At 66.4% G+C, this 20,589-nt stretch carries 25 protein-coding genes; 11 read left to right on the top strand and 14 right to left on the bottom strand.

The window, feature by feature from the left end; translation table 11 throughout:
* Positions 1–79: 79 nt before the first annotated feature.
* Together ACEN96_RS11015 and ACEN96_RS11020 are read right to left on the bottom strand one after the other, a co-directional pair.
* Complete coding sequence (locus ACEN96_RS11015) at positions 80–547, bottom strand: Panacea domain-containing protein (RefSeq protein ID WP_495588054.1); 468 nt, start codon at positions 545–547, stop codon at positions 80–82.
* Between the two features lie 186 nt (positions 548–733).
* Positions 734–1,696, bottom strand: a complete 963-nt coding sequence (locus tag ACEN96_RS11020) for an inositol monophosphatase family protein (RefSeq protein WP_495588055.1) — start codon at positions 1,694–1,696, stop codon at positions 734–736.
* 137 nt (positions 1,697–1,833) lie between these two features.
* Between ACEN96_RS11020 and ACEN96_RS11025 the strand changes: the two genes are divergently transcribed.
* Together ACEN96_RS11025 and cysE are read left to right on the top strand one after the other, a co-directional pair.
* Positions 1,834–2,652, top strand: coding sequence for an RNA methyltransferase (locus ACEN96_RS11025; RefSeq protein ID WP_495588056.1), 819 nt, complete (start codon positions 1,834–1,836; stop codon positions 2,650–2,652).
* Between the two features lie 105 nt (positions 2,653–2,757).
* Complete coding sequence (gene cysE / locus ACEN96_RS11030; RefSeq protein WP_495588057.1) at positions 2,758–3,525, top strand: serine O-acetyltransferase; 768 nt, start codon at positions 2,758–2,760, stop codon at positions 3,523–3,525.
* Positions 3,526–3,621: 96 nt separating this feature from the next.
* Here the strand turns inward: cysE and ACEN96_RS11035 are convergent, their stop codons facing one another.
* The 3 genes from ACEN96_RS11035 to yjgA are packed head-to-tail and all read right to left on the bottom strand — an operon-like array spanning position 3,622 to position 5,391.
* Positions 3,622–4,125: an FKBP-type peptidyl-prolyl cis-trans isomerase gene (locus ACEN96_RS11035; protein ID WP_495588058.1), complete on the bottom strand. Its 504-nt coding sequence runs from the start codon at positions 4,123–4,125 to the stop codon at positions 3,622–3,624.
* A 50-nt stretch (positions 4,126–4,175) separates the two neighbouring features.
* Positions 4,176–4,793, bottom strand: a complete 618-nt coding sequence (gene mog / locus ACEN96_RS11040) for a molybdopterin adenylyltransferase (protein WP_495588059.1) — start codon at positions 4,791–4,793, stop codon at positions 4,176–4,178.
* A complete protein-coding gene (yjgA, locus tag ACEN96_RS11045) occupies positions 4,786–5,391 on the bottom strand; it encodes a ribosome biogenesis factor YjgA (RefSeq protein ID WP_495588060.1) in 606 nt (201 codons plus the stop codon). The genes mog and yjgA overlap by 8 nt, the downstream gene beginning before the upstream one ends.
* Positions 5,392–5,511: 120 nt before the next feature.
* On the opposite strand from yjgA, the gene pmbA reads away from it, so the two are divergent.
* Complete coding sequence (gene pmbA / locus ACEN96_RS11050) at positions 5,512–6,879, top strand: metalloprotease PmbA (protein WP_495588061.1); 1,368 nt, start codon at positions 5,512–5,514, stop codon at positions 6,877–6,879.
* Between the two features lie 128 nt (positions 6,880–7,007).
* Positions 7,008–8,090, top strand: a complete 1,083-nt coding sequence (locus tag ACEN96_RS11055) for a TRAP transporter substrate-binding protein (RefSeq protein WP_495588062.1) — start codon at positions 7,008–7,010, stop codon at positions 8,088–8,090.
* Positions 8,091–8,199: 109 nt separating this feature from the next.
* Here ACEN96_RS11055 and ACEN96_RS11060 read toward each other — a convergent pair whose 3' ends face one another.
* The 3 genes from ACEN96_RS11060 to ACEN96_RS11070 all read right to left on the bottom strand — a co-directional run bounded on the left by ACEN96_RS11060 (position 8,200) and on the right by ACEN96_RS11070 (position 9,736).
* On the bottom strand, positions 8,200–8,358 hold the full coding sequence (locus ACEN96_RS11060; protein ID WP_495588063.1) for a hypothetical protein: 159 nt from the start codon (positions 8,356–8,358) through the stop codon (positions 8,200–8,202).
* 242 nt (positions 8,359–8,600) lie between these two features.
* A complete protein-coding gene (locus ACEN96_RS11065; RefSeq protein ID WP_495588064.1) occupies positions 8,601–8,975 on the bottom strand; it encodes a hypothetical protein in 375 nt (124 codons plus the stop codon).
* A 113-nt stretch (positions 8,976–9,088) separates the two neighbouring features.
* The gene (locus ACEN96_RS11070; protein ID WP_495588065.1) at positions 9,089–9,736 is read right to left on the bottom strand and encodes a hypothetical protein; all 648 of its coding nucleotides are present in this window, start codon (positions 9,734–9,736) and stop codon (positions 9,089–9,091) included.
* A gap of 468 nt (positions 9,737–10,204) precedes the next feature.
* On the opposite strand from ACEN96_RS11070, the gene ACEN96_RS11075 reads away from it, so the two are divergent.
* The 4 genes from ACEN96_RS11075 (at position 10,205) to ACEN96_RS11090 (ending at position 14,113) form a co-directional block, all read left to right on the top strand.
* On the top strand, positions 10,205–10,828 hold the full coding sequence (locus tag ACEN96_RS11075; protein ID WP_495588066.1) for a hypothetical protein: 624 nt from the start codon (positions 10,205–10,207) through the stop codon (positions 10,826–10,828).
* Positions 10,829–10,983: 155 nt separating this feature from the next.
* Positions 10,984–11,334: a hypothetical protein gene (locus ACEN96_RS11080; RefSeq protein ID WP_495588067.1), complete on the top strand. Its 351-nt coding sequence runs from the start codon at positions 10,984–10,986 to the stop codon at positions 11,332–11,334.
* A gap of 1,114 nt (positions 11,335–12,448) precedes the next feature.
* The gene (locus ACEN96_RS11085) at positions 12,449–13,663 is read left to right on the top strand and encodes a hypothetical protein (RefSeq protein WP_495588068.1); all 1,215 of its coding nucleotides are present in this window, start codon (positions 12,449–12,451) and stop codon (positions 13,661–13,663) included.
* A 6-nt stretch (positions 13,664–13,669) separates the two neighbouring features.
* Complete coding sequence (locus tag ACEN96_RS11090) at positions 13,670–14,113, top strand: hypothetical protein (RefSeq protein ID WP_495588069.1); 444 nt, start codon at positions 13,670–13,672, stop codon at positions 14,111–14,113.
* A gap of 45 nt (positions 14,114–14,158) precedes the next feature.
* Here the strand turns inward: ACEN96_RS11090 and ACEN96_RS11095 are convergent, their stop codons facing one another.
* The 5 genes from ACEN96_RS11095 to ACEN96_RS11115 all read right to left on the bottom strand — a co-directional run bounded on the left by ACEN96_RS11095 (position 14,159) and on the right by ACEN96_RS11115 (position 16,557).
* Complete coding sequence (locus ACEN96_RS11095) at positions 14,159–14,773, bottom strand: immunity protein Imm33 domain-containing protein (protein WP_495588070.1); 615 nt, start codon at positions 14,771–14,773, stop codon at positions 14,159–14,161.
* A gap of 37 nt (positions 14,774–14,810) precedes the next feature.
* Positions 14,811–15,131 (bottom strand): hypothetical protein, encoded by a 321-nt coding sequence (locus ACEN96_RS11100; protein WP_495588071.1) that lies wholly within the window; start codon positions 15,129–15,131, stop codon positions 14,811–14,813.
* 157 nt (positions 15,132–15,288) lie between these two features.
* Positions 15,289–15,639, bottom strand: a complete 351-nt coding sequence (rbp, locus tag ACEN96_RS11105) for an RNA-binding regulator (protein WP_495588072.1) — start codon at positions 15,637–15,639, stop codon at positions 15,289–15,291.
* 96 nt (positions 15,640–15,735) lie between these two features.
* On the bottom strand, positions 15,736–15,957 hold the full coding sequence (locus tag ACEN96_RS11110; protein ID WP_495588591.1) for a hypothetical protein: 222 nt from the start codon (positions 15,955–15,957) through the stop codon (positions 15,736–15,738).
* Positions 15,958–16,230: 273 nt separating this feature from the next.
* Entirely contained in the window at positions 16,231–16,557 is a 327-nt protein-coding gene (locus ACEN96_RS11115; RefSeq protein ID WP_495588073.1) for an EthD family reductase, read from the bottom strand.
* Between the two features lie 556 nt (positions 16,558–17,113).
* Here ACEN96_RS11115 and ACEN96_RS11120 point away from each other — a divergent pair.
* The 3 genes from ACEN96_RS11120 to ACEN96_RS11130 all read left to right on the top strand — a co-directional run bounded on the left by ACEN96_RS11120 (position 17,114) and on the right by ACEN96_RS11130 (position 18,563).
* Positions 17,114–17,890, top strand: coding sequence for a GH12 family glycosyl hydrolase domain-containing protein (locus ACEN96_RS11120; RefSeq protein ID WP_495588074.1), 777 nt, complete (start codon positions 17,114–17,116; stop codon positions 17,888–17,890).
* A gap of 87 nt (positions 17,891–17,977) precedes the next feature.
* Positions 17,978–18,373: a type II toxin-antitoxin system RelE/ParE family toxin gene (locus ACEN96_RS11125; protein ID WP_495588075.1), complete on the top strand. Its 396-nt coding sequence runs from the start codon at positions 17,978–17,980 to the stop codon at positions 18,371–18,373.
* Positions 18,374–18,395: 22 nt separating this feature from the next.
* The gene (locus tag ACEN96_RS11130; protein ID WP_495588076.1) at positions 18,396–18,563 is read left to right on the top strand and encodes a hypothetical protein; all 168 of its coding nucleotides are present in this window, start codon (positions 18,396–18,398) and stop codon (positions 18,561–18,563) included.
* Between the two features lie 4 nt (positions 18,564–18,567).
* On the opposite strand, the gene ACEN96_RS11135 is transcribed toward ACEN96_RS11130, so the two are convergent.
* Positions 18,568–20,589, bottom strand: coding sequence for an ATP-binding response regulator (locus tag ACEN96_RS11135; protein ID WP_495588077.1), 2,022 nt, complete (start codon positions 20,587–20,589; stop codon positions 18,568–18,570).

Here is a 20,589-nt window from a genome sequence, read left to right on the forward strand (position 1 = left end):
GTGTCCTGGCGTCACTGGTAGAGACGGTGCTCGGGATCGAGCCAGACGACGTAGAAGACTTCGTCGAGCTTCCGAACGTTCATGCTTCCTCCGCCCGGGTGGCTTCTTCATGGAAGAACCGCCGCATCGAGTCATGACTGATTTCCTCGCACGACTCGTCATGGTTGGTGAGGCCCTTCCTGGCCTCCTGCCAAGGCGGTTCGGCGCGACTGCGCAGATGCAGGGAGAAGCCCGTGTCCATGCCGTATTCATCGATGACGTCATCGATGACCTTCTTGAGCCGGAGGTCAGAGATCGCTGGACGCTGGATCGGCTCGACGATGGGTGCCCATCGCAGATGCCCGAACGTCGACTGGACCGAGGGGCATGTCGGCCCGGCAATCCAGGCCTCGATGCGATCGTCGAACGCGGGCTCTCCATGGAGTCCGAGGTGCCAGCCCTGCACGTAGTACAGCAGCCGATGGAGCTTGCCCGAGGGAATCGGGTCACACATGTCCTGGAAGAAGGCAAGGAGGTACTCTGCGACGGTCTTGGCGCTGGCTGGCATGGACTTCACCTCATGGGCTGTTGTGCGATTCGCATGCAGCCATGCTAGGTCGGCGCCGGCGGGTCGCGCTTCAACCGTTCGCGCCAAAAACGACAAAGCCCTCCTGAGGAGGGCTCTGTCAGTTGGCGTAAGGAACACCTCGCGCTGCGCCGCTCATCGCCCCGAAGGCCGATGGCGGCGGGCTTCTCAGCCTTCCGCGTTCTCGTCGGTCGCCTTCTTGATGCGCACCGGGCCGCGCTTCTTGGGCGCCTCGCCGTCGACGGGGGCCTTCTTCTTGGGGGCTGGCTTTTCCGCTGCCTCGTCCACCGAGGCAGCATCCGCGTCCAGGTCGTCCTGCGTGATCACGCGGGTGTACGGCGCCAGGATCTGCACCAGCGGGCCGTAGATGCGCGGCGTGCCGGCGACGATCTCGCGCTGGTGCAGGAAGTCCGGCTCGCCGGTGAAGTTGCCGACCAGGCCGCCCGCCTCCTGGATGATCAGCGAGCCGGCCGCCACGTCCCACGGATTCAGGCCGGTCTCGAAGAAGCCGTCGTAGTGGCCCGCGGCCACGTAGCACAGGTCCAGCGCCGCGGCACCCGGGCGGCGCACGCCGGCGACTTCCGTCATGACCGCCTCGAACATCTTCAGGTAGCGCTTGAAGTTGTCGCCGCGGCGGAACGGGAAGCCGGTGCCGATCAGCGCGTCGCTCATGCGGGTGCGTTTGCTGACGCGGATGCGCTTGTCGTTCAGGTAGGCGCCGCGGCCCTTGGTCGCGTAGAACAGGTCGTTGCGGGTCGGGTCGTACACCACCGCCTGCTGCACCACGTTGCGGTGCGCCAGCGCGATCGACACGCAGTAGAAGGGCAGGCCGTGGATGAAGTTGGTCGTGCCGTCGAGCGGATCGATGATCCACTGGAACTCGGAATGCCGCGCGCCGTGCTGGCGGCCGGACTCTTCGGCCAGGATGCCGTGGTCGGGGTAGGCCTGCAGCAGCGTCTCGATGATCACCTGCTCGGCGGCCTGGTCCACTTCGGTCACGAAGTCGTTGGGCGACTTGGTGTTGATCTTCAGGATGTCCAGGTCCATCGACGCGCGGTTGATGATCGCGCCGGCGGAACGCGCCGCCTTGATGGCGACGTTGAGCATGGGATGAAGGGCGGCTTGCGTCATGCGGGACGTTTCCTGTGCTGGGAAGTGGACTGGCGAAGGGAAAGAGCGGGGCGGCGGGCCTCGAAACGACGGGATCGGATCGGGGCGGGTCCGGCGCGGATAATCGGCCATTTTGGCACAGACTCGTGGTTTCCCCTATGCCCCCGGCTGACCCCGGCCTGACCGCACCCCCTCCGGCGTCCGATCCGACACGCTTCGTGCTGATCGAGACCAGCCATCCCGGCAACGTCGGCTCGACCGCTCGGGCGATGAAGGTGATGGGCTTCCGCGACCTGATCCTGGTGAGACCGCGCTTCGCCGACGTGCTGAGCCAGGAGGAGACGGTCGCCATGGCCAGCGGCGCGGCCGACATCCTGGCGCGGGCGCGCATCGTCGACCGGCTCGAGGACGCGCTGGAGGGCTGCACCTTCGTCTGCGCCACGGCGATGACACCGCGCGACTTCGGTCCGCCGACGCGCATGCCGCGCGAGCTGTTCGAGGAACTCGCTCGCAAGGGGGAAGCGCCGGGTGAAGGCGCCACCCATCAGGTGGCCTTCCTGTTCGGCTCCGAGCGCTACGGCATGAGCAACGAGGACGTCTACCGCGCCCATGCGGTGTTGTCGATCCCGACGCATCCGGAGTACGGCTCGCTGAACCTGGCGCAGGCGGTGCAACTGGTCGCCTACGACTGGCGCCAGGCGCTGGGCGGCTTCGCCGTCGAGGCGCGCACCGCCGATCCGCGGCTGGCGGACGCGCGCGCGGTGCAGGGGCTGCTCACGCATCTGGAGAGCAGCCTGGTGCACCTGGGCTATCTGGATCCGTCCTCGCCCAAAAAGCTGATGCCGCGGCTGAACCAGCTGTTCAACCGGGCCGGGCTGACGCAGGAGGAGGTGCATATCCTGCGCGGCATCGCCCGGGCGATCGAGAAGACCCGGCCCGCCGCCGGCACGCCCCCCACGCTCGGGGGAGACGAGTAAGCCTTGCGCCACGGCGAGTAGGCCTGTGCGGGGCAAGGTCGGGACCCGCCGCTAAACTGGCCGACCCTCAGCATCGGACCCCTCGCGGGTTCATCGGGTTCTTCCATGTTCCAGCGTCTTCGCGAAGACATCGCCTGCATCCTCGAACGCGACCCCGCCGCCCGCTCGGCCTGGGAGGTGCTGACCTGTTACCCGGGTCTGCACGCGCTGACGCTGCATCGATGCGCGCACTGGTTCTGGACCCGCGGCTTGCGGTGGCTGGGCCGCTTCACGTCGCACATCGGGCGCTTCCTGACCGGCATCGAGATCCACCCCGGCGCGACCATCGGCCGGCGCGTGTTCATCGACCACGGCATGGGCATCGTCATCGGCGAGATGACGGAGATCGGCGACGAGGTCACGATCTACCAGGGCGTGACGCTGGGCGGCACCTCGCTGGTGAAGGGCGCCAAGCGGCATCCGACGCTGGAGCGTGGGGTGATCGTCGGCGCCAATGCCTGCATCCTCGGCGGCTTCACGGTCGGGGAGGGCGCGCGCGTCGGCTCCGGCGCGGTGGTGACCAAGCCGGTGCCGGCGGGCGCGACGGCGGTCGGCAACCCGGCCCGCATCATCGAGGCCAAGGGCGATGCGCAGCGCGAGGCGGTGGCGGCGCGGATGGGCTTCTCGGCCTACGGCGTCACGCAGGGCGACGACCCGGTGGCGCAGGCGATGAAAGGCCTGATCGACAACGCGGCCGGCCACGAGCACCAGATCGCGCTGCTATGGCAGGCGATCGCGAAGCTGTCGGAGGCCGAGCGCAAGGACTGCGTGCCGCAAGAGGCGCAGCAGGCCGAGAACTTCGACGCGGCGGAGCTGTCGAGACTGGTCAAGTAGCCGCTCGTCCCCTCTTCCCCTTTCTTCTCTTCGCTTTCCAACTCCCTCGCCCCCGTGAGGGGGAGAGGGCAGGGGAGAGGGGGTCTTCGAAGGGCCTCAGTGATGATGGCCATGATCGCCATGGGCATGCCCATGGTCGATCTCTTCCTGCGTGGCGGCGCGCACGTCCTTGACCTTGACGCTGATCTTCAGGTGCTGGCCGGCCAGCGGGTGGTTGCCGTCCAGGTGCACGGTGTCGCCCTTGATCTTCACGACGGTGAAGACATGGAAGCCGTCATCGGCCGAGGGCTCGGACTCGCCTTCGGCGGCCTGGCGGATCTGCAGCTGGCCGCCGATCTTCACGCCGGGCGGGAAGTCCTTCTTCGGGATGGTGATGAGCAGGCTCTCGTCGCGCTCGCCGAAGCCGGTCTCGGGCGTCAGCTCGATGGTGGTGGCGAAGCCCTTTTCCTGGCCTTCCAGCGCGGTTTCGATGGCCGGCAGCGTGTTGCCGTAGCCGCCGATCAGCAGCGCCATCGGCTCGTCGGTCTTCTCGATGACCTGGCCGAGCTTGTTCGCCACTTTCAGTTCGACGGTGGCGATGGTGTCCTTGGTGATCTTCATGATGTGATGCTCTTCGCTGTTGCTTCTCGTGGAGGCGTCGGGAGGGGGAGTCAGCCCGCGCGCTTGGGGCGCTGGGCGGTCTTGGGGCGGAAGGCGGCGCAGATCGCGTCGCGCGTCTCGAGATAGGGGCCGCCGATCAGGTCGAGGCAGTACGGCACCGCGGCGAAGATGCCGCGGGCGGCGTCATGGCCGGCGAGGGTTTCGGCGATCGCCTTGGGCTGGCCCGGCAGGTTGATGATCAGCGCCTGACCGCGGATCACCGCGACCTGTCTTGACAGGATCGCGGTCGGGACGAAATGCAGCGAGATCTGCCGCATCTGCTCGCCGAAGCCCGGCATCACGCGGTCGGCAACGTCCATCGTCGCCTCGGGCGTGACGTCGCGGATCGCCGGGCCGGTGCCGCCGGTGGTCAGCACCAGGTCGCAGCGCGCGTCGTCGACCAGCTCGCGCAGCGTTCGCGCGATCAGCTCGCGCTCGTCGGGGATCAGTCTGGGCTGGAACTCGATCGGATTGAAGAGCGCGGCGCCCAGCCACTCCTTCAAGGCCGGCAGGCCCTTGTCCTCGTAGACGCCGGTCGAGGCGCGGTCGCTGATGGACACGATGCCGATGCGGACCGCCTCCGGCGGCGGCAGGCCGTCGCCAGCGCCCGCGGCGGCCGCCTCACTCATCGCCGGCCTCCGCCTCGTCCGCGTCGTCATCGGCCGGCGCGGAGCCCTTGGCCGCGAGCACATGGCCCTTGATGAACTGGAACAGCTCGCGCCAGGCGCGGCCGTTGCGCTGCTCGGGCGCCAGGGCGCGGTCCTTGCGGGCGGCGCGGATCAGGCTGCGCAGCTGCTGGACGTCGACCTCGTCGAAGCTGTCGATGAAGCCCTGCAGCGCGTTGTCGTCGCCGACGAGGCGCTCGCGCCAGCGCTCGGCCTGATGCAGCTCCAGCGAGTCCTGCGCGCGGCCGAGCTTGAACTCGGCCACCGCCTCACGGATCGGTTCGGGGTCGACCTGGCGCATCAGCTTGCCGATCAGCTGCAGATGGCGCTTCTTGCCGCTGCGGGCGGTGCCGGCGACGATGCGGCGGCCTTCCTTGATCGCGTCCATCAGCGACTCGGGCAGGTTCAGGGCGGCGACGCGCTTCTCGGGCAGCGTGAGCAGTTCGGCGCCCAGGGCCTGGAGCGCGTCCATGTCGCGCTTGAGCTGGCTCTTGCTGGGGCGGTCGTCCTCGAAATCGTCGAGGTCCGCGCGGTCGTCGTGGTCGTCGTGAGCGTCGTGCATGGGGGAAGAAAGCGAGAAGCCCCGACCGGAAGGGCGGGGCACAGCGCCCGTATGATAGTCGCCACCCCGTCGCGGCCTCGGATTTCCCCAGGCCGCGCTGCTTTCAAAGAGACCGCATTCATGAGCCAAGCCGAGCAAGGATTCGCCTACAGCCAGGACCAGTTCCGCCAGTTGATCGAGGACGTGCTCGCCGAGGCCAAGGCCCTGGGCGCCAGCGACGCTGGCGCGGAAGTGTCCGAGGGCAGCGGCATGTCGGTGTCGGTGCGCCGGGGGCAGCTCGAGAACGTCGAGCGCAACCGGGACAAGTCGCTGGGCGTGTCGGTGTACCTGGGCCAGCGCAGAGGCAACGCGAGCACCTCGGACTTCTCGGCCAAGGCGCTGAAGGACACGGTGCGGGCGGCCTACGACATCGCGCGTTTCACCGCCGAGGACGAGTTCGCCGGCCTGCCCGACGAGCAGGACCTGTCGCTGGACGAGTCGGCGCGTCCGGCGCTGGACCTGTTCCATCCCTGGGCGATCACCGCCGAGCAGGCGGCCGAGCTGGCGCTGCGCTGCGAGGATGCCGCCCTGAAAACGGATGCGCGCATCACCAATTCGGAGGGGGCGGCGGTGTCGGCGCAGCAGTCGCATTTCTTCGCGGGGAACTCGCGCGGTTTCCGCGGCGGGTACGCGAGCTCGCGGCATTCGATCTCGGTCGCGCCGATCGCCGGCCGCGGCGCGGGCATGGAGCGCGACGCCTGGTACAGCTCGATGCGTGACGCGGCGGAGCTGTCCTCGGCCGAGTCGATCGGTAGATACGCCGCCGAGCGCGCGCTGGCGCGGCTGAAGGGGCGCAAGGTCAAGACGGCGAGCGTGCCGGTGCTGTTCGAGGCGCCGGTGGCGGCCGGGCTGCTGGGCGCGCTGGTGCAGGCCACCAGCGGCGGCGCGCTGTACCGCCGCGCGAGCTTCCTGCTCGACAGCCTGGACCAGCAGATCCTGTCGCCGCACATCGAGGTCGTCGAGGACCCGCACATCGTCAAGGGCAAGGGCAGTTCGCCGTTCGATGACGAGGGCGTGGTGACGAAGGCGCGCACGGTGGTCGAGGCGGGCGTGCTGAAGGGCTACTTCCTGTCGACCTATTCGGCGCGCAAGCTGGGCCTGCGCACGACGGGCCACGCGGGCGGCTCGCACAACCTGACGATGCGCAGCAAGGCGACGGCGCCGGGCGACGACCTGGCGACGATGCTGCGCCGGCTGGGCACGGGTCTGTTCGTGACCGAGCTGATGGGGCAGGGCGTCAACTACGTGACGGGCGACTACTCGCGCGGCGCGAGCGGCTACTGGGTCGAGAACGGCGTCATCGCGCACCCGGTCCACGAGATCACGATCGCGGGCAACGTGAAGGAGATGTTCCGGCAGATCGTCGGCATCGGCGCGGATGCGTACACGCTGGGCAGCAAGACGGTGGGCTCGATCCTGATCGAGAACATGAAGCTGGCCGGCGCCTGATCCCAGGGGAAAAGGGGGCGCTCTTCAGAGGGAGGGCGCCTCCGGGCTTGTCAGGTTGACGCCAGCGCTGCGGTGGTTAATCCTGCTTTCGATTTGCGAGTTTGCATACCAACGAAAGAGGAGACTTCATGGAGCGTCGTTCGTTCGTCAAGAATGCCGGCCTGGCTGGCGTGCTGGCCGCGGGAGCGGCCCCCGCCATCGTGCATGCGCAGGCCAACATCCGCTGGCGCATGGCGTCGAGCTTTCCCAAGCAGTTGGACACGATCTACGGCGGCGGCGAGGTCTTCGCCAAGAAGGTGAGCGAGCTCAGCGGCGGCAAGTTCCAGATCAGCGTGCACGCGGGCGGCGAGCTGATGCCGGCGTTCGGGGTGGTCGATGGCGTGCAGAACGGCACCGTCGAGATCGCGCACACGGTGCCTTACTACTTCTTCGGCAAGGACGAGACTTTCGCGATTGGCGCGTCGATTCCGTTCGGACTGAACTCGCGGCAGATGACCGCGTGGACCTTCCACGGCAATGGCCTGAAGCTGATGCGCGAGTTCTACCGGAACTACAACATCATCAACTTCCCTGGCGGCAATACGGGCGCGCAGATGGCGGGCTGGTATCGCAAGGAAATCAAGTCGGCGGCGGACTTCAAGGGATTGAAGTTCCGCATTGGCGGTTTCGCGGGCCGGGTGATCGAGCGCATGGGCGGCGTGCCGCAGAACCTGCCGGGCGGCGAGCTGTATTCGGCACTGGAGAAGGGCACGATCGACGCGGCGGAGTGGGTGGGACCGTATGACGACCTGAAGCTGGGCTTCAACAAGGTGGCGCCGTACTACTACTACCCCGGTTGGTGGGAGGGCGGCCCGCAGGTCGACTTCTATCTGAACATCAAGGCCTACGAGGGGTTGTCGCCGGAGTACAAGGCGATCGTCGAGGCGGCGTCGGCGTACACGCATGTGGACATGCAGGCCAAGTACGACGTGGTGAATCCGCCGGCGCTCAAGCAGCTGGTGGCGGCGAAGACCAAGCTGATGAGATTCCCGAAGGACGCGATGGACCTGGCGTTCAAGGAGTCGATGGCGCTGTACTCGGAGCTGTCGGCGAAGAACCCGAACTGGAAGAAGGTGTACGAGGATTACGCCAACTTCCGTCGCGACCAGAACCTGTGGTTCCGATTCGCGGAAGCGGGCTTCGACGACTTCATGCAGTCGCAGCGGTTCTGATTACGCAAGAGCTCAATGAAGCGAGCCGTGTCCGGGAGGGCACGGCTCGTTGTCTTTGTGGGATGGGTTGTGGGGAATGCCGCTCGTCTCGCGGCGGTGGCTGAGGCGGTCAGTGCTGGGTCTCCTCGTTGTTGCCGGTGGTGAGGATCTGGAAGAAGTGCTCTTCATGCACAGCCACTTCGACGACGGTCAACATGATCGACATCTCGTGAAGCAGGTCGGCATTCATCGCATGGAGGTGGCCGGCGTCGGTGTTTTCCGTGCCCATCGGGACCGATCAAGCGTCCAGCCACGCGAACCTGCCGAGCCTTTCCGGGCTCGCAAGCCGCGAGCGCTCAGCGCCGGTGGTCGGCGCTCCTCGCGTCGTTAAGGCTCTCGGATTAACCGCACACTCTTGAGCACGTCGTCCATCCCCCGGCGTTTTGTCCCATGCAGGGTTCTTGTCCGCGATTCACGGTGAGCGACGTTTAATGATCGCGAGCGCAGCGTTTGTCTTCCGATGACAAGTCGTTAAGTTTCTGCGGCCAATGATGAGTTGCATGTGAGGATGTCGTCAAACCTGCACACTGCGGCGTTCGACTGTTTCAGAAGGAACTCTGGCCGCCTTTCCACCCTCACAATGCGGGCAACTGCAAGCTGCTCTGTAATCAGCGGCTTGATTTGGTCGGGGATGACTTGGCACCAACTCAGGCGCGAGCGAGAAACTTCAACGACCGGCGCGATTGTCAGAATGCATCGCAATGGCGTCGACTGCACCGGGAACACGATGATTCGATTGATTGGACTTGCCGTGGTCGCGGTGACTTGTGCGGCCATGACCCTTTGGTTGGCCGCGCAGACGGCGCTCGGCGTCGGACATTGGCTGGGCACGAAGCCTGAGGTCATTCGCCTCTTGGCGGGTTTGGGCTGGCTGGGGCCCGTGTGCGCCGCGATTCCCATTGCGCGTCGGAAGTGGCGAGACTCGACCAAGACTTCAAAGTAGCGCGCCGCGCGGCTGTCTAGTTCCCCGCCCCGAACAGCCGCGAAACACCGGCGACAGCCTTCCCGACCGTCAACTCGTACAACCCGCGTCCCAGGCGCGCGACGGCCATGCGCATCATGGTCTTGCCGTACACGGCCGAAGCTTCGGTTCTCGCCTCGAGCGCGGCCACGGTCACCGGATGCGTCTCGCCGAGTTGGGCCTTGAGCTGGTCATGCAAGGTCTCGGTCGCACCAGCCCACGCGGTGAGCTGATCCTTCACAACCTCCCTGTTCGCCCGAAGCTCTGCCACCGGCGTCTGATTGACGGCCCCCGCGGTCACATGCCCCGCGTCCTTCAACCGCTTCACATGCGGCGCCAGCGTATCGGCTCGCTGTTGCGGGTCCTGCAGCAAGGCAGCACTCACCGAGTCGAGCTTCGTTGCCTCGACCAGCTGCGATGAAACAACCGCCATGGCTTCGAGGCGCGGAGCGAGTGCCGGAAACGGCATCGCAGGGCCCGTCGGCGCCGGCTCGGCCACAAGACCCACGAGGCGCGCGGTCTGCATGCCGAGATCCCGATACGCAGGCGGCAACGACGCAAACCCGTCATTGGCGCCTTGCTGCAACGTGGCCAGAGCACCGTTCGAAAGCTGTCCCGATACCTCGTTCACGAGACTCCGGATCATCGCCTCATTCGAAGCGGCGGCCGGGGACGAGGGAAGCACGCTTCTCGGCGGTGACGTCGCTGGACTCGCTGAACCGCTGCGAGCGCGACCCGCCAGTACTGGATGGGCCGGCCCTGTCTGCTCGGATATCGGCTGAGAGTTGCGCGAGGTCTCTCGAGTAGGGGTTGAGGGTCGACTGTGAGTCGGACTCGAGACGGGCGTGATCATTGCGACAAACTCCTTTGCTTCGGCGCGCGTTTCCTGGAGCGGCTCTGCCGCAATCAGCAGGGTAGGAAAGGTGTCTGCAACGCCCGTCGGAGTGCCCGAACGCATGTGCGAAGAAGCGAGCCCGCCGCTGTTTGGGCTCCGGGGCGGCGTTTTAACGTGCAGCGACGACGGCAAGAATCGAGCGCGTGGAGGGTGACCTTTTTCACTGTGGAGCAGGGCAGGTCATGCCTAGGCTGAGCCAATTTCAAGGGGGGCGACAGCATGGGTTATGACTTCTTTCGTAAGGAGCGACCGGAGGTGTTCCTCACGCGTTTGCAAGCGCCGACGGAGGGCAAGAACTTCTACTCGCTCAGGTCAGCCGTGATCTTTGAGGCCAAGAATGCCTCCGGAGCCAAGAAATTCGCCGTCGAGGTCAGTGGCAGGAAACGCCGATTGAAAGCCACGGTTTCCGGTAAGACGTTGGTGATTTCCGAAGACGAGGGACCCAATAAAGACAAGGTGCTTCTTCACCTGACGGAAGACAGCATGCACACGGCCTTGAGCTTGCCTCGCTCCGCGCAAGCAGCGTCGCTGGCATGCCAGGTCGCGAGGCGGCTCTGCCAGGATCACGCGGTCAGTTCGTCCTCGTCCCCGTTGATATCGGGATGCGAGGTGAATAACTTCGCGGCCGCCACTGCCTACGAAGGGCAGCGAATGCACCTGACGCTCAAGAGCCGGAAGCCTTTCGCGAACCCGCTGTGTTCCGGCAACGAGAAGGAGGTCTTCTTGATCGGCCGCGTGGAGTACGCCGATTGCGAGCTGGTCAAGTATCTGGGCAGCACTCGCGGGCGGACCGTCAGTGAATTGGTTCGAGGCGCAGAAAGCAGGATCCCCAAGCCCGGTTGATGCGCTGATTGCAAATCGCCGACCTTCAAAGACGACGACATCAGGAATCTGACTCACACATGAAGCCGGGTGACTCTCTCGCCGCATTCGCGGCGTTCGTGAACGCCAGGGGACTGAGCGTTTCCCAATGCACGGCTCGACAAGGAGTGGAGCAGATGCTCTCCTTCTACCGGTCGGTCCAGCCAGTGGGATGTGACGGGCCCAGCGCGGACATGTTGCTCTTCCAATGGGGGACTTTCGACTGGGGGGAAGGCCCGCGATTCGAGCTCGATATCACTCGGCAGTTCATTGAAGACGACGAGCAGGATGACGATGCGATCAGCCAACTGTGCCTGACGTTCCGATTTGAGCCAACCGCGGAGCGGGACGCTCTGGGCGACGGGAACAGATGGTGCGATGGGCTGGCGGAGATTGCCGACTTCAGACAGTTCGCGATGTCGTCAGTCGCCTTTCTCGCGCTGGCTGATGAGCGTGCTGAAGTGAAGATCTCCCATTCCTACGTTTAGCGCTCAGTTAGAACGGCGCGGATAACCAAACGGAGTGGCTACCCTGTGCGACGTAAGAGTCACCCCGATAGCTGACGAGGTAAGTGAAGAGCGGCATGTCTGCGCGGAACTCATGCGGGTGCGCAGCCAGCGCCCAAGTCTGGTAAGGTCAAGCTTCTTCGGCCACTGCGAAAGGAGGTGATATGTCTTCAACTTCTAGGTCTGGGGCGGATCCCCAGCTCATGTAGTTGGCTCTGTAGCCAGACCCGCGGGCGCTCCACATGAAAGTGTCGAGCGCCCGCGTCATTCCTGGGCTACGCACAGTCTGAACTCCGATGTTCAGGCGCCTTGGCGTACGAACCGTCGACGTCCGCTTCCGCTGGAGGCGGTCCTTGGCCGGATGCGTTGATGCGCGTCCACAGAGGCGACCTCTCTCGGACCTCAGACGATGGACATGTCCACCCGGTACGCGATCTCGATGAGCTGCTCCGGGAAGGCTGCACGCACTTGCCTTGCGCAAGAACTCCCTCGCCCCCCGCGAGGGGGGAGAGGGCAGGGGAGAGGGGGTGCTTCGAAGGGCAGCAGCGCTGTGGCACGAGCCCCCTCTCCCCTCCCTCTCCCCGCAGGGGCGAGGGGGTTTACTACGACGCGCGGCTCTTACTCCCTCGCCCGCTGGCCCTCGCCCCTCCCGCAAGCGGGCGAGGGGGTAAGAAAGGGCTGCCCGCACTTGCCTTGCGCAAGAACTCCCTCGCCCCCCGCGAGGGGGGAGAGGGCAGGGGAGAGGGGGGGCTTCGAAGGGCAGCAGCGCTGTGGCACGAGCCCCCTCTCCCCTCCCTCTCCCCGCGGGGGCGAGGGGGTTTACTACGACGCCCGGCTCTTACTCCCTCGCCCGCTTCGGGAGGGAGACCTCTACCGAACGCGCGCGGCTCAACCACAGCAAAGTCGCCTCGACCCTCGACGGCCCGCTCCGTCTCCCTAGTCCTTGGGAGACGCTGACGGAAGGATCGCCGGGACACTTCGCCTTTCGCGTTCTTGCAGGAAGTCCATGCGCCGTTCCGAGTTCTTCCGCCGTTCTTCCTCGATCCTGTCTCGCGCCGCGATGGCGGCTCTGCTGGTCGGTCCGATCTCTTTGGCCATGGCCTTCAGCCCACCGCCCGGCTGGACCATGCGGGTTCACGAGGACGGTCTGCTGCTGCAGCCCGCCAGCCTGCCGCCCGGCAAGGTGATGCAGTTCTGGGCCGCGCCGCCGATGGCGGTCGGCCGCGACGAAGGCCTGGCCGCCTTTGCGCGCATCAAGGAACCGCTGCGCGGCCTTGGCGCCGCGGGCCAGCCGGCCTGCAAGCCGCCCGAGGTGCTGAAGGCCGGAGTCGTCGTGCAGAGCTGCGTGATCAGCGTCAACGGCGCCTCCGTCGAGACGCAGGTCTACATGCGCCCGCCGCGCGACGGCCAGCTCGAATGGATGCGCGTCGCGTTCTCCCAGGAGGAAGCGCTGCTGCAGCAGTACAGCGGCGGGCTGAAGGTGATCTCGGCCAGCACGAACGAGCTGTGGCCGACGCTCAAGTCGCTGGCCGGCGATGCGCGCCAGCAGCGCGAGCAGGCCGAGCGGGCCGCGGCCATGGAGCGGCGGGCGGCCGCGGAGCGCGCGATCCACACGGCTCCAGGCAAAGGCGTGGCGGAACGCGACATCGCCTTCATGCTCTGGACCCGGTACCAGCCCAGCGGCGAGAGCATGGTCGAGAACCTGCACCTGCTGCTGAAGGACGGCACCGGCTACCGCGACCTCGATCTGCCGCCGGATGAACTCGACATCGCGGCGGCGCGCCGGATGAAACCGGACCGCATCATCCAGTGGCGCCGCAATGGCACGGACTGGCAGATCAAGGACCACGACGACAAGGACTGGCGGACGGTGATCGGCTCGCCAGCGGCCCCGGCGTCGGCGGGGCAGCGGATCACGGGCATCTACACGCATTCCCGGTATTCGATCCTGGGCGGCGCCAGCTCGCAGAACCGCTTCCACTTCCTGCCCGACGGCAGCTTCGAGCAGACCGGCAAGTCGGTGTTCGGCACCGGCGCGATGGCCGCCGCGAACGGCGTGGCCGGGATGGCGACCAACTCGTATTCGCGTGGCGGCAGCACCTCGACCTCGTCGGTGAGCGCGGTCGGCGCCGGGGCGGGCGGTGCGACGCAGCAGCGGCGCAATGGGGCGGACTTCGTCGGCCGCTACCGGCTCGAGGGCTGGGCCATGCAGGTCGAACGCGAGAACGGCTCGACCGAGCGCGTGCTCTTCGCCTTCAGCGGCGACCAGCAGCGGGCAGTGTTCATCAAGGACCAGGGCTATTCGAAGTAGGCCGCGATGAGCGACGACGTCTTCGCAGGCCTGCCGCCGACGGAACCCGATCGACGGCTGTTGTCGCTGGCGCCGTTTGAGGACGCGAACGGCCGGCATCTGCGGCTCGTGATCGAGTGCCGCCTGGCCGCCACGAGCTGGCGGGTACGGGCCAGGCGTGCGTTGATGGCGCTCGGGTTGCGCCGGGCGGCGCAGCGAATGCCACAGCGCGTTCGGATCGACATCGAGCTGTTCGCGGTCCAGTCGATCTCAGGGGACCTGGTCGATCGCGCCGGGGTGCCTGCGGATGACCTCTTCGGTTCAGTGCCGCCGCGGGTGCTGCTCCTGGAGCTGGAGTCCACGCCGGCACAGGGCGCGGTGTATTACCTGCTGCGTCTGCGAACCGACAAGGGCGCGGCGGAGTTTCCTTCCTTGGAGGCCATCGTGCGGGGGCAGTTCCTGCCGGCTTGAGGGCTCCGGGCCTGAATGGCCTGGCGGCGAAGTGCCTTGAGGCCGTCAGTCGCGCGCATCTGGAACGAAAAGCCCCGAGGCCTCATCGCGCATGAACGCCGAGCCCTCCGGCTCGTCCAGAAGGTGGAGGATGGAGTCGTCCTTCGACAGCACGGCGCCGAGCGACACGTAGCTGATGCTGTCAGCGTCTTGCATGTGTTCGTCCGTCTCGTCGCCGGCCGTGAATCGCCAGCCGCTGTCCTGGTCCTCGTCCGGAGCGTCGCGGTAGAGGAAACGGATCGCTTGACCGTCGTAGAGGATCCGATTGGTCACGAAAGCGCGCTTGACGTACTTGGCGGTGAGGTCGTGCGGGTCGCTGTGTTCCGTGTGGATGATGTGCCGTGCCTCGAAGCACACCGGGTCTCCGGGTTTGAGGCCCCGGATGTACTTCGGCTCGTTATCCAGCCGCCCCTCGAAACCACCGCCGGCAAGCACGGCGTCCACCAGGACCCACATGCGCTCGACATGGACGTTGCTGGCGTCGTCGCCATGGCCTCGGAAGATCAGCTTCACGACCTCGCCCACGCAGACCTTGGAGATCACGTCCAGCGACGGCTTGTAGAAGGTGTACTTGTTGGCCGCCGCAATGCCGGTCGGGTCGTCGAGTTGCCAGGTCTGCATGGGAATGGCGAGGTGGATGGAGGCCGGGGCGGACATCCTAATGGGCCGACCAGCCGCTCGCCACCCCGTTTGATTCCACGACCACGAAGCCTGAGAACTCGCGGTTCGTGAGCAGGATGCGTCCCTTGTTCGCATGAGCGGCCACGAAGTCGATCGCTGCGGGCAGGGGGAACATTCCACCTGCCTTCCGGTTGGCCTCGACCAAGAGTGAATCGGCGCTGATGTATCGCCGCACGAGGCCTTCGAGGACGGAAACGCGCAGACCCTGTTCATCAACCGCGACGACCCATTCAGTCGCCGATTCAGGGCGCTCCGGGAAATGCGCTCGCATCAGTTCGTGCACGCGACGTGGATTCATTGATTCATCCTGAGGCATCGATCATCCGTTATCTTTCCGCTGGACTGGACGCGTGTATCCGGAGCTCGCCTCCCGTGTCCGCAACGAAACTGATCATGGCCCCAAAAAGAAAAAAGCCGACTCGCTTGAGTCGGCTTTTCAGGTGGAGCGCCGCGGCTTAGTAGCGGCCGCCGCCATAGCCGCCGGTGCCATAACCAACATCCGAGCGTTTGGTCGAACGGAATTCGCCGGAAGGACGAGCGCCCGACGGCTTTTCCGCGTCACGCGGGCGTGCCAGGGTGACGACGATCGAGCGACCCTGCACCGACATGCCGTGCAGCGCCGTGATGGCGGCTTGGGCGTTTTCGGCCGAGTCCATTTCGACAAAGCCGAAACCCTTGGAGTTGCCGGTCTCCCGGTCCATCATGACCTTGGCCGAGGATACGTCGCCGAATTCGGCGAAGTTGCTGCGGAGGCTGGAATCGGTCACGGAGTAGGGCAGGTTACCCACGTAGATCTTGCTGCTCATTCAAGGAGCCTTTCTCGTTGAGGCGCGCCTGCGGACGATGCACAGATCGTGTACGCGGCGCGCGGGAAGCCAGAGACGAATCTGCCGGGCAGGTCGTCAGCAGGCCAGGGATGGGGGAGCGGGCTGGGGCATCGAGGATTCGAGCCAGCCTTGGGTCACCGCGAAGAGCTGTGCCGCGTGACGGGAAGCGAAGGTCCTGTCGAAGCGGAATACCCGGCAGTACGTGCCATTGCCGTCCGAGCGCCTGATGGCGAAGGAGGCGCTGAAGCGGCCGCAACCGGTCGGGTGGGTCGCGGGCGACACGACGTATTTGCCCATGGAGATGGCGTTGTTCGGAATCTTGTTCAATCGGTTATCAGGCCGCGATCGGGCCTGAAGCAGCGAAGTACTGCTGGTCAGACTGCTTGAAGTCAGGAGCAGTCCTGAAAGGCGACAGTCACACACCGTGACACCGGGCGGCATATGTGTGCTGGCGCGAGGGAGATCACCGAGACATGGCTCAAGGTGAATCGTGCTTTATAGCATTCCCAGGACGCAAAAGCAAGCTTCTGTTCCAACCCCGATGGCGGGTTCCCGTTCGACGCGGTTCACTCAACCCTCCGAACGCTCCACGACCACCTCACTGATCTGCAGCACCGGCTGTATGTCCGTGTAGTTGGCGATGTCGTCCCCGATCTCCCGCGCGTGCGGGGCGCGGGCCGCCATGAAGGCCTCGATGGAGGTGCAGATGAAGTCGCACCTGGCCACGTAGACCGGGTCGGCGCCCGGAGCGCCACCCGCGATGCCCTTGTCCACCGTGTAGTACAGGCATGCCGCGCCGAGCCGCTGTTTCACCATGGGCATGTGCTTCTCGCGGTAGTACGCATGATCGAATCTCACGCCCGCGGCGTAGGGGTACATGACACTGACTTTGATCATCGGGTTCTCCTGTGGCTGCATGGGGCGCTTCAATCGTACCGGTCGGACCGCCGGCATTCGGCAACCAGACGCTTGGCCCTCTCCGACCGGTCAATGACGCGGTAACGGCCGCCGCATGCCTCGGCCGCTGCGCTGTAGCAGGCCGGCCAGCCCTCAGGGCTGTCGCACGTCACGACGAATCCCTCGCGACCGCGCGGGGTGGTGATGGGATCCACGGTCGCCGCGCAGGCGCTGAGCAGGCAGACAAGCGCGGCGAGCGGCGCAATGGAGAGTCTCACTTCGGTACTTCCTCGATCAATGTCCGGCGGGAGGCCGGACTGCGGAATCAGTGTCCAAGCTGCGCCTGAATTCAAGCTTGGGAGCACATGAAGAATCCGTGAAGCGCTCATGTCGATGAGGTGCCGATGCCAAGGCACCATCACGGGCGCGGGCTCGCGGCGGCCGGGTAAGCCCGATGGTTGAACTAATTGTTGAGCGCTCGAATTTATTCGCCGATTGCCCTCCCCCATCCGGGGCAGATGGCACGGCACCCTCAACAACAAGGACACGGAGACCTATGACCTCGACCCATCGTCAACTGCTCGCAGCAGCCTTTGTCACCCTGGCCTGCGCCTCCACGGGCGCGCAGGCCGCCACCTGGGCCGCCTCCTCGCCGGCGACCTCGTCGTGCTCGGCGTCCAACCTGTTCGCCACCTGGACCTACGGCAGCTATGGCTTCAACAACGACGTCTGGTCGCCTTGCAGCGGCCTGGCCGCCGGCGCCCAGACCATCTGGGCCAACTCCAATGCCGATTGGGGCGTCTGGTCCGATCAGCCCAACACCGGCGGGATCAAGTCATACCCGCACATCAGCTACACGGTGAACCGCACGATCAGCTCGCTCTCCACGCTGACCTCGACCGTCAGCGCGACCACGCCATCCGGCGGCGCGTGGGAGTCCACCTACGACATCTGGGTGGGCAACAACGCCCACGAGATCATGCTCTGGCTGAACTACACCGGCACGGCGGGCGGCTGCGGCAACGTCAAGCCCATCTCCTACAACTGGACCTCGGCCGGCTGCGCCATTCCCGTCTACACCAACGTGTCGGTGGGCGGCTCCACCTGGAATGTCTACCGTGGCAGCAACGGCAACAACATGGTGTATTCGTTCCTGCGCACGACGAAGACCAACAACACCACGGTCGACGTGCGCGCCATCCTCAACTACCTGAAGAACCTCGGCTGGATGGGCGACCTGGTCGTGGGGGACGTCCAGTACGGCTTCGAGATCACGTCCTCGGCCGGCGGCATGAACTTCGGCTCGAAGAACTTCACGGTCAATGTGAGGTGAGCCCCCGCAGCTCCCCCATCAGTAGGCCGTCCTCAGGACGAATCGTTCGATAGCAAGACCTGGCACTGACCTTCATCGCAGTGATGCGTGGAGGTCGATGTGGCAGTTTTTGCAATGCGTTGGTTTCGTCGATGGATGCGCCAGCAGGGGTTGGTTGACCGCGATCTCTGTCGGGCCGTCGTCGAGATGGCACGTGGTCTGATCGATGCGGATCTGGGCGGCGCGCTCTTGAAGAAGCGGATCGCCAGGATCGGTCAAGGAAAGCGTGGTGGCTATCGGACGTTCGTCGCACGACATGAGTACGGCCACTGGCTCTTCATCTACGGTTTCGCAAAGAGCGACAGGGCCAACATCAGCGCGGCCGAGGACCTTGAATGCCGCCGGGCTGCGAAGGAGTTCCTGTCGCTCACAGAGCGCCAGCGAGCCCGACAGCTCGATGACGGACTTCTCTCCAAGGTGAATTGCGATGCACAAATCTCTTAGGCCTTTCGATCGAATGATCTTGATGACCTACTTCGACCTCAAGCGAGCGGGGCTGATCGATCGGGCAACCTACATGGCCGTCCAGGCCCGCCATCGCCCACGACTGCAACCGAGGCTGCCTGCGGAACCCAGTCGCCGCCGCAAGGCCAGGGCGCTCAGCGCTGCCGGCCCGCGCAAGGGCCGGCACTGACCGCTCAATCCCCGCCGGCCTTGCGCCCCAGCACCTCCTGAATCGCCCGCGTCAGCGCGCCCAGCTCGATCGGCTTCGCCACATACCCCTGGAAGCCGGCCGCGAGACCCTCCTGCCGGTCCGTCACCATCGCGAACGCCGTCAGCGCGACCGCCGGCAGCGCCTCGGCGCAGCCTCCCGGCAACTGCCGCACCGCGCGGATCAGCGAGCGTCCATCCATCTCCGGCATCCCGATGTCGGACACCAGCAGGTCGAAGCGCTCCCGCGTCAGCCGCTCCAGCGCCTGCGCCGCGGTCGCCGCGACCTCCACCCGCGCGCCCAGCCGGCTCAGCGCCACCTGGCCGACCTCCCGGGCGTCCTCTTCATCGTCGACGAGCAGCACCCGCACGCCCGCCAGCAGGTCCTCGGAGAAGGCCACCGGCTCCGCCGCCGGCGGTGGCGGCAGCGCCTGCTCCTCGAGCAGCGGCAACCGCAGCTCGAGGGTCGCGCCGCCGCCCGGCCCCGGGCTGTCGGCGCTGATCCGTCCGTGATGCAGCTCAGCGATCGCGCGCGCGATCGCCAGTCCCAGTCCGAGGCCGCCGACCTTGCGCGTCGACGAGCCGTCCTCCTGCCGCAGCCGCTCGAAGACAAAGGGCAGGAACTCGCGCGAGATGCCGCGCCCGGTGTCGCGCACGCGAACGCGCGCCCAGCCGTCATCGACATCCACCTCGACCTCCACGCGTCCGCCGCCGTCGGTGAACTTGATCGCATTGCCGATCAGGTTCGCCATCACCTGTGACAGCCGCTGCGCGTCCGCCGGGATCCACACCGGCGCCGGCGCGCGGCAGTTCAGCGCCACGCCCTTGCCCTGCGCCTCGTGCAGCGCCCCCAGCACCGCGTCCGACGCCAGCGCCGACAGGTCCAGCGGCGCCGTCTGCAGCACCAGCTTGCCCGCCGCCACCGCGCTCATGTCGAGCAGGTCGTTGATCATCCGCGCCTGCAGCTGCGCGTTGCGCCGGATCACCGTCGCCGCCTTGCCCAGCAGCGGATGCGCGTCCGCGAAGTTCCCCAGGATGTCCGCCCAGCCCGTGATCGCGCTCAGCGGCGAGCGCAGCTCGTGCGACAGCACCGCCAGGAACTGGTCCTTGAGCTCGTTGGCGCGCTCCGCCGCCTCCTTGCCCAGCCGCAGCGCCTGCTGCGCCTCGTAGGCTGGCGTCGTGTCGCGGATGATCTTGGAGAACCCCGTCGGCGCCCCGGCCGCGCTGAACAGCGGCGTCACCACGCCCTCGGCGCGCAGCCGCGAGCCGTCCCGCCGCATCAGCCAGCGGTCGTCGCGCGCCTGCCCCAGCGTCAGCGCCACCGCCAGCTCGTTCTCGAGCACGCCGGCCGCCCGGTCCTGCGGCGTCAGCAGGATCTCGGCGGACAGCCCCCGCACGTCGTCCAGCGCATGCCCGAAGATGCTCCCCGCCGCGCGGTTCCACTCCCGGATGCGGCCCTCCGAGTCCAGCAGGATCACCGCATGGTCCTGCAGCGAATCGACCACCCGCGCGTACAGCGCATCGGCCTCGCGCAACTGCGCCTCGGCCAGATGCTGGGCATCGCGCTGGCGCACCTCGCGCAGCGCGCGGTCGATCGCGACCGGCAGCCGCGCCAGCCGGCCCTTCATCACGTAGTCGGTGGCGCCGCGCTTGAGCAGCTCCACCGTGTTCTCCTCGCCGATCACGCCCGACACGAAGATGAACGGCGTGCCCGGCACCCGCTCCTGCGCCAGCGCGAGCGCCTCGGCGCCGGTGAAGCCCGGCAACTGGTAGTCCGACAGGATCAGGTCGAAGCGCTGCGTCTCCAGCGCGCCCAGCAGGCCCGCCTCGTCCTTCACCCAGGTCACCCGCGCCCGCGGATGCGTCGACTCGAGCGACGCCAGCAGCAGCTCCGCGTCGAAGGTCGAATCCTCGAGCAGCAGGATCTCCAGCGGCGGCGCGTTCGCCCCGGATGGCGCGGCGCGCGCCGCCGCGGTCGGCGATCCGGGAGGCGTCATCGGTTCAGCCAT

The organism is Roseateles sp. Mitsp63, from assembly GCF_059491535.1.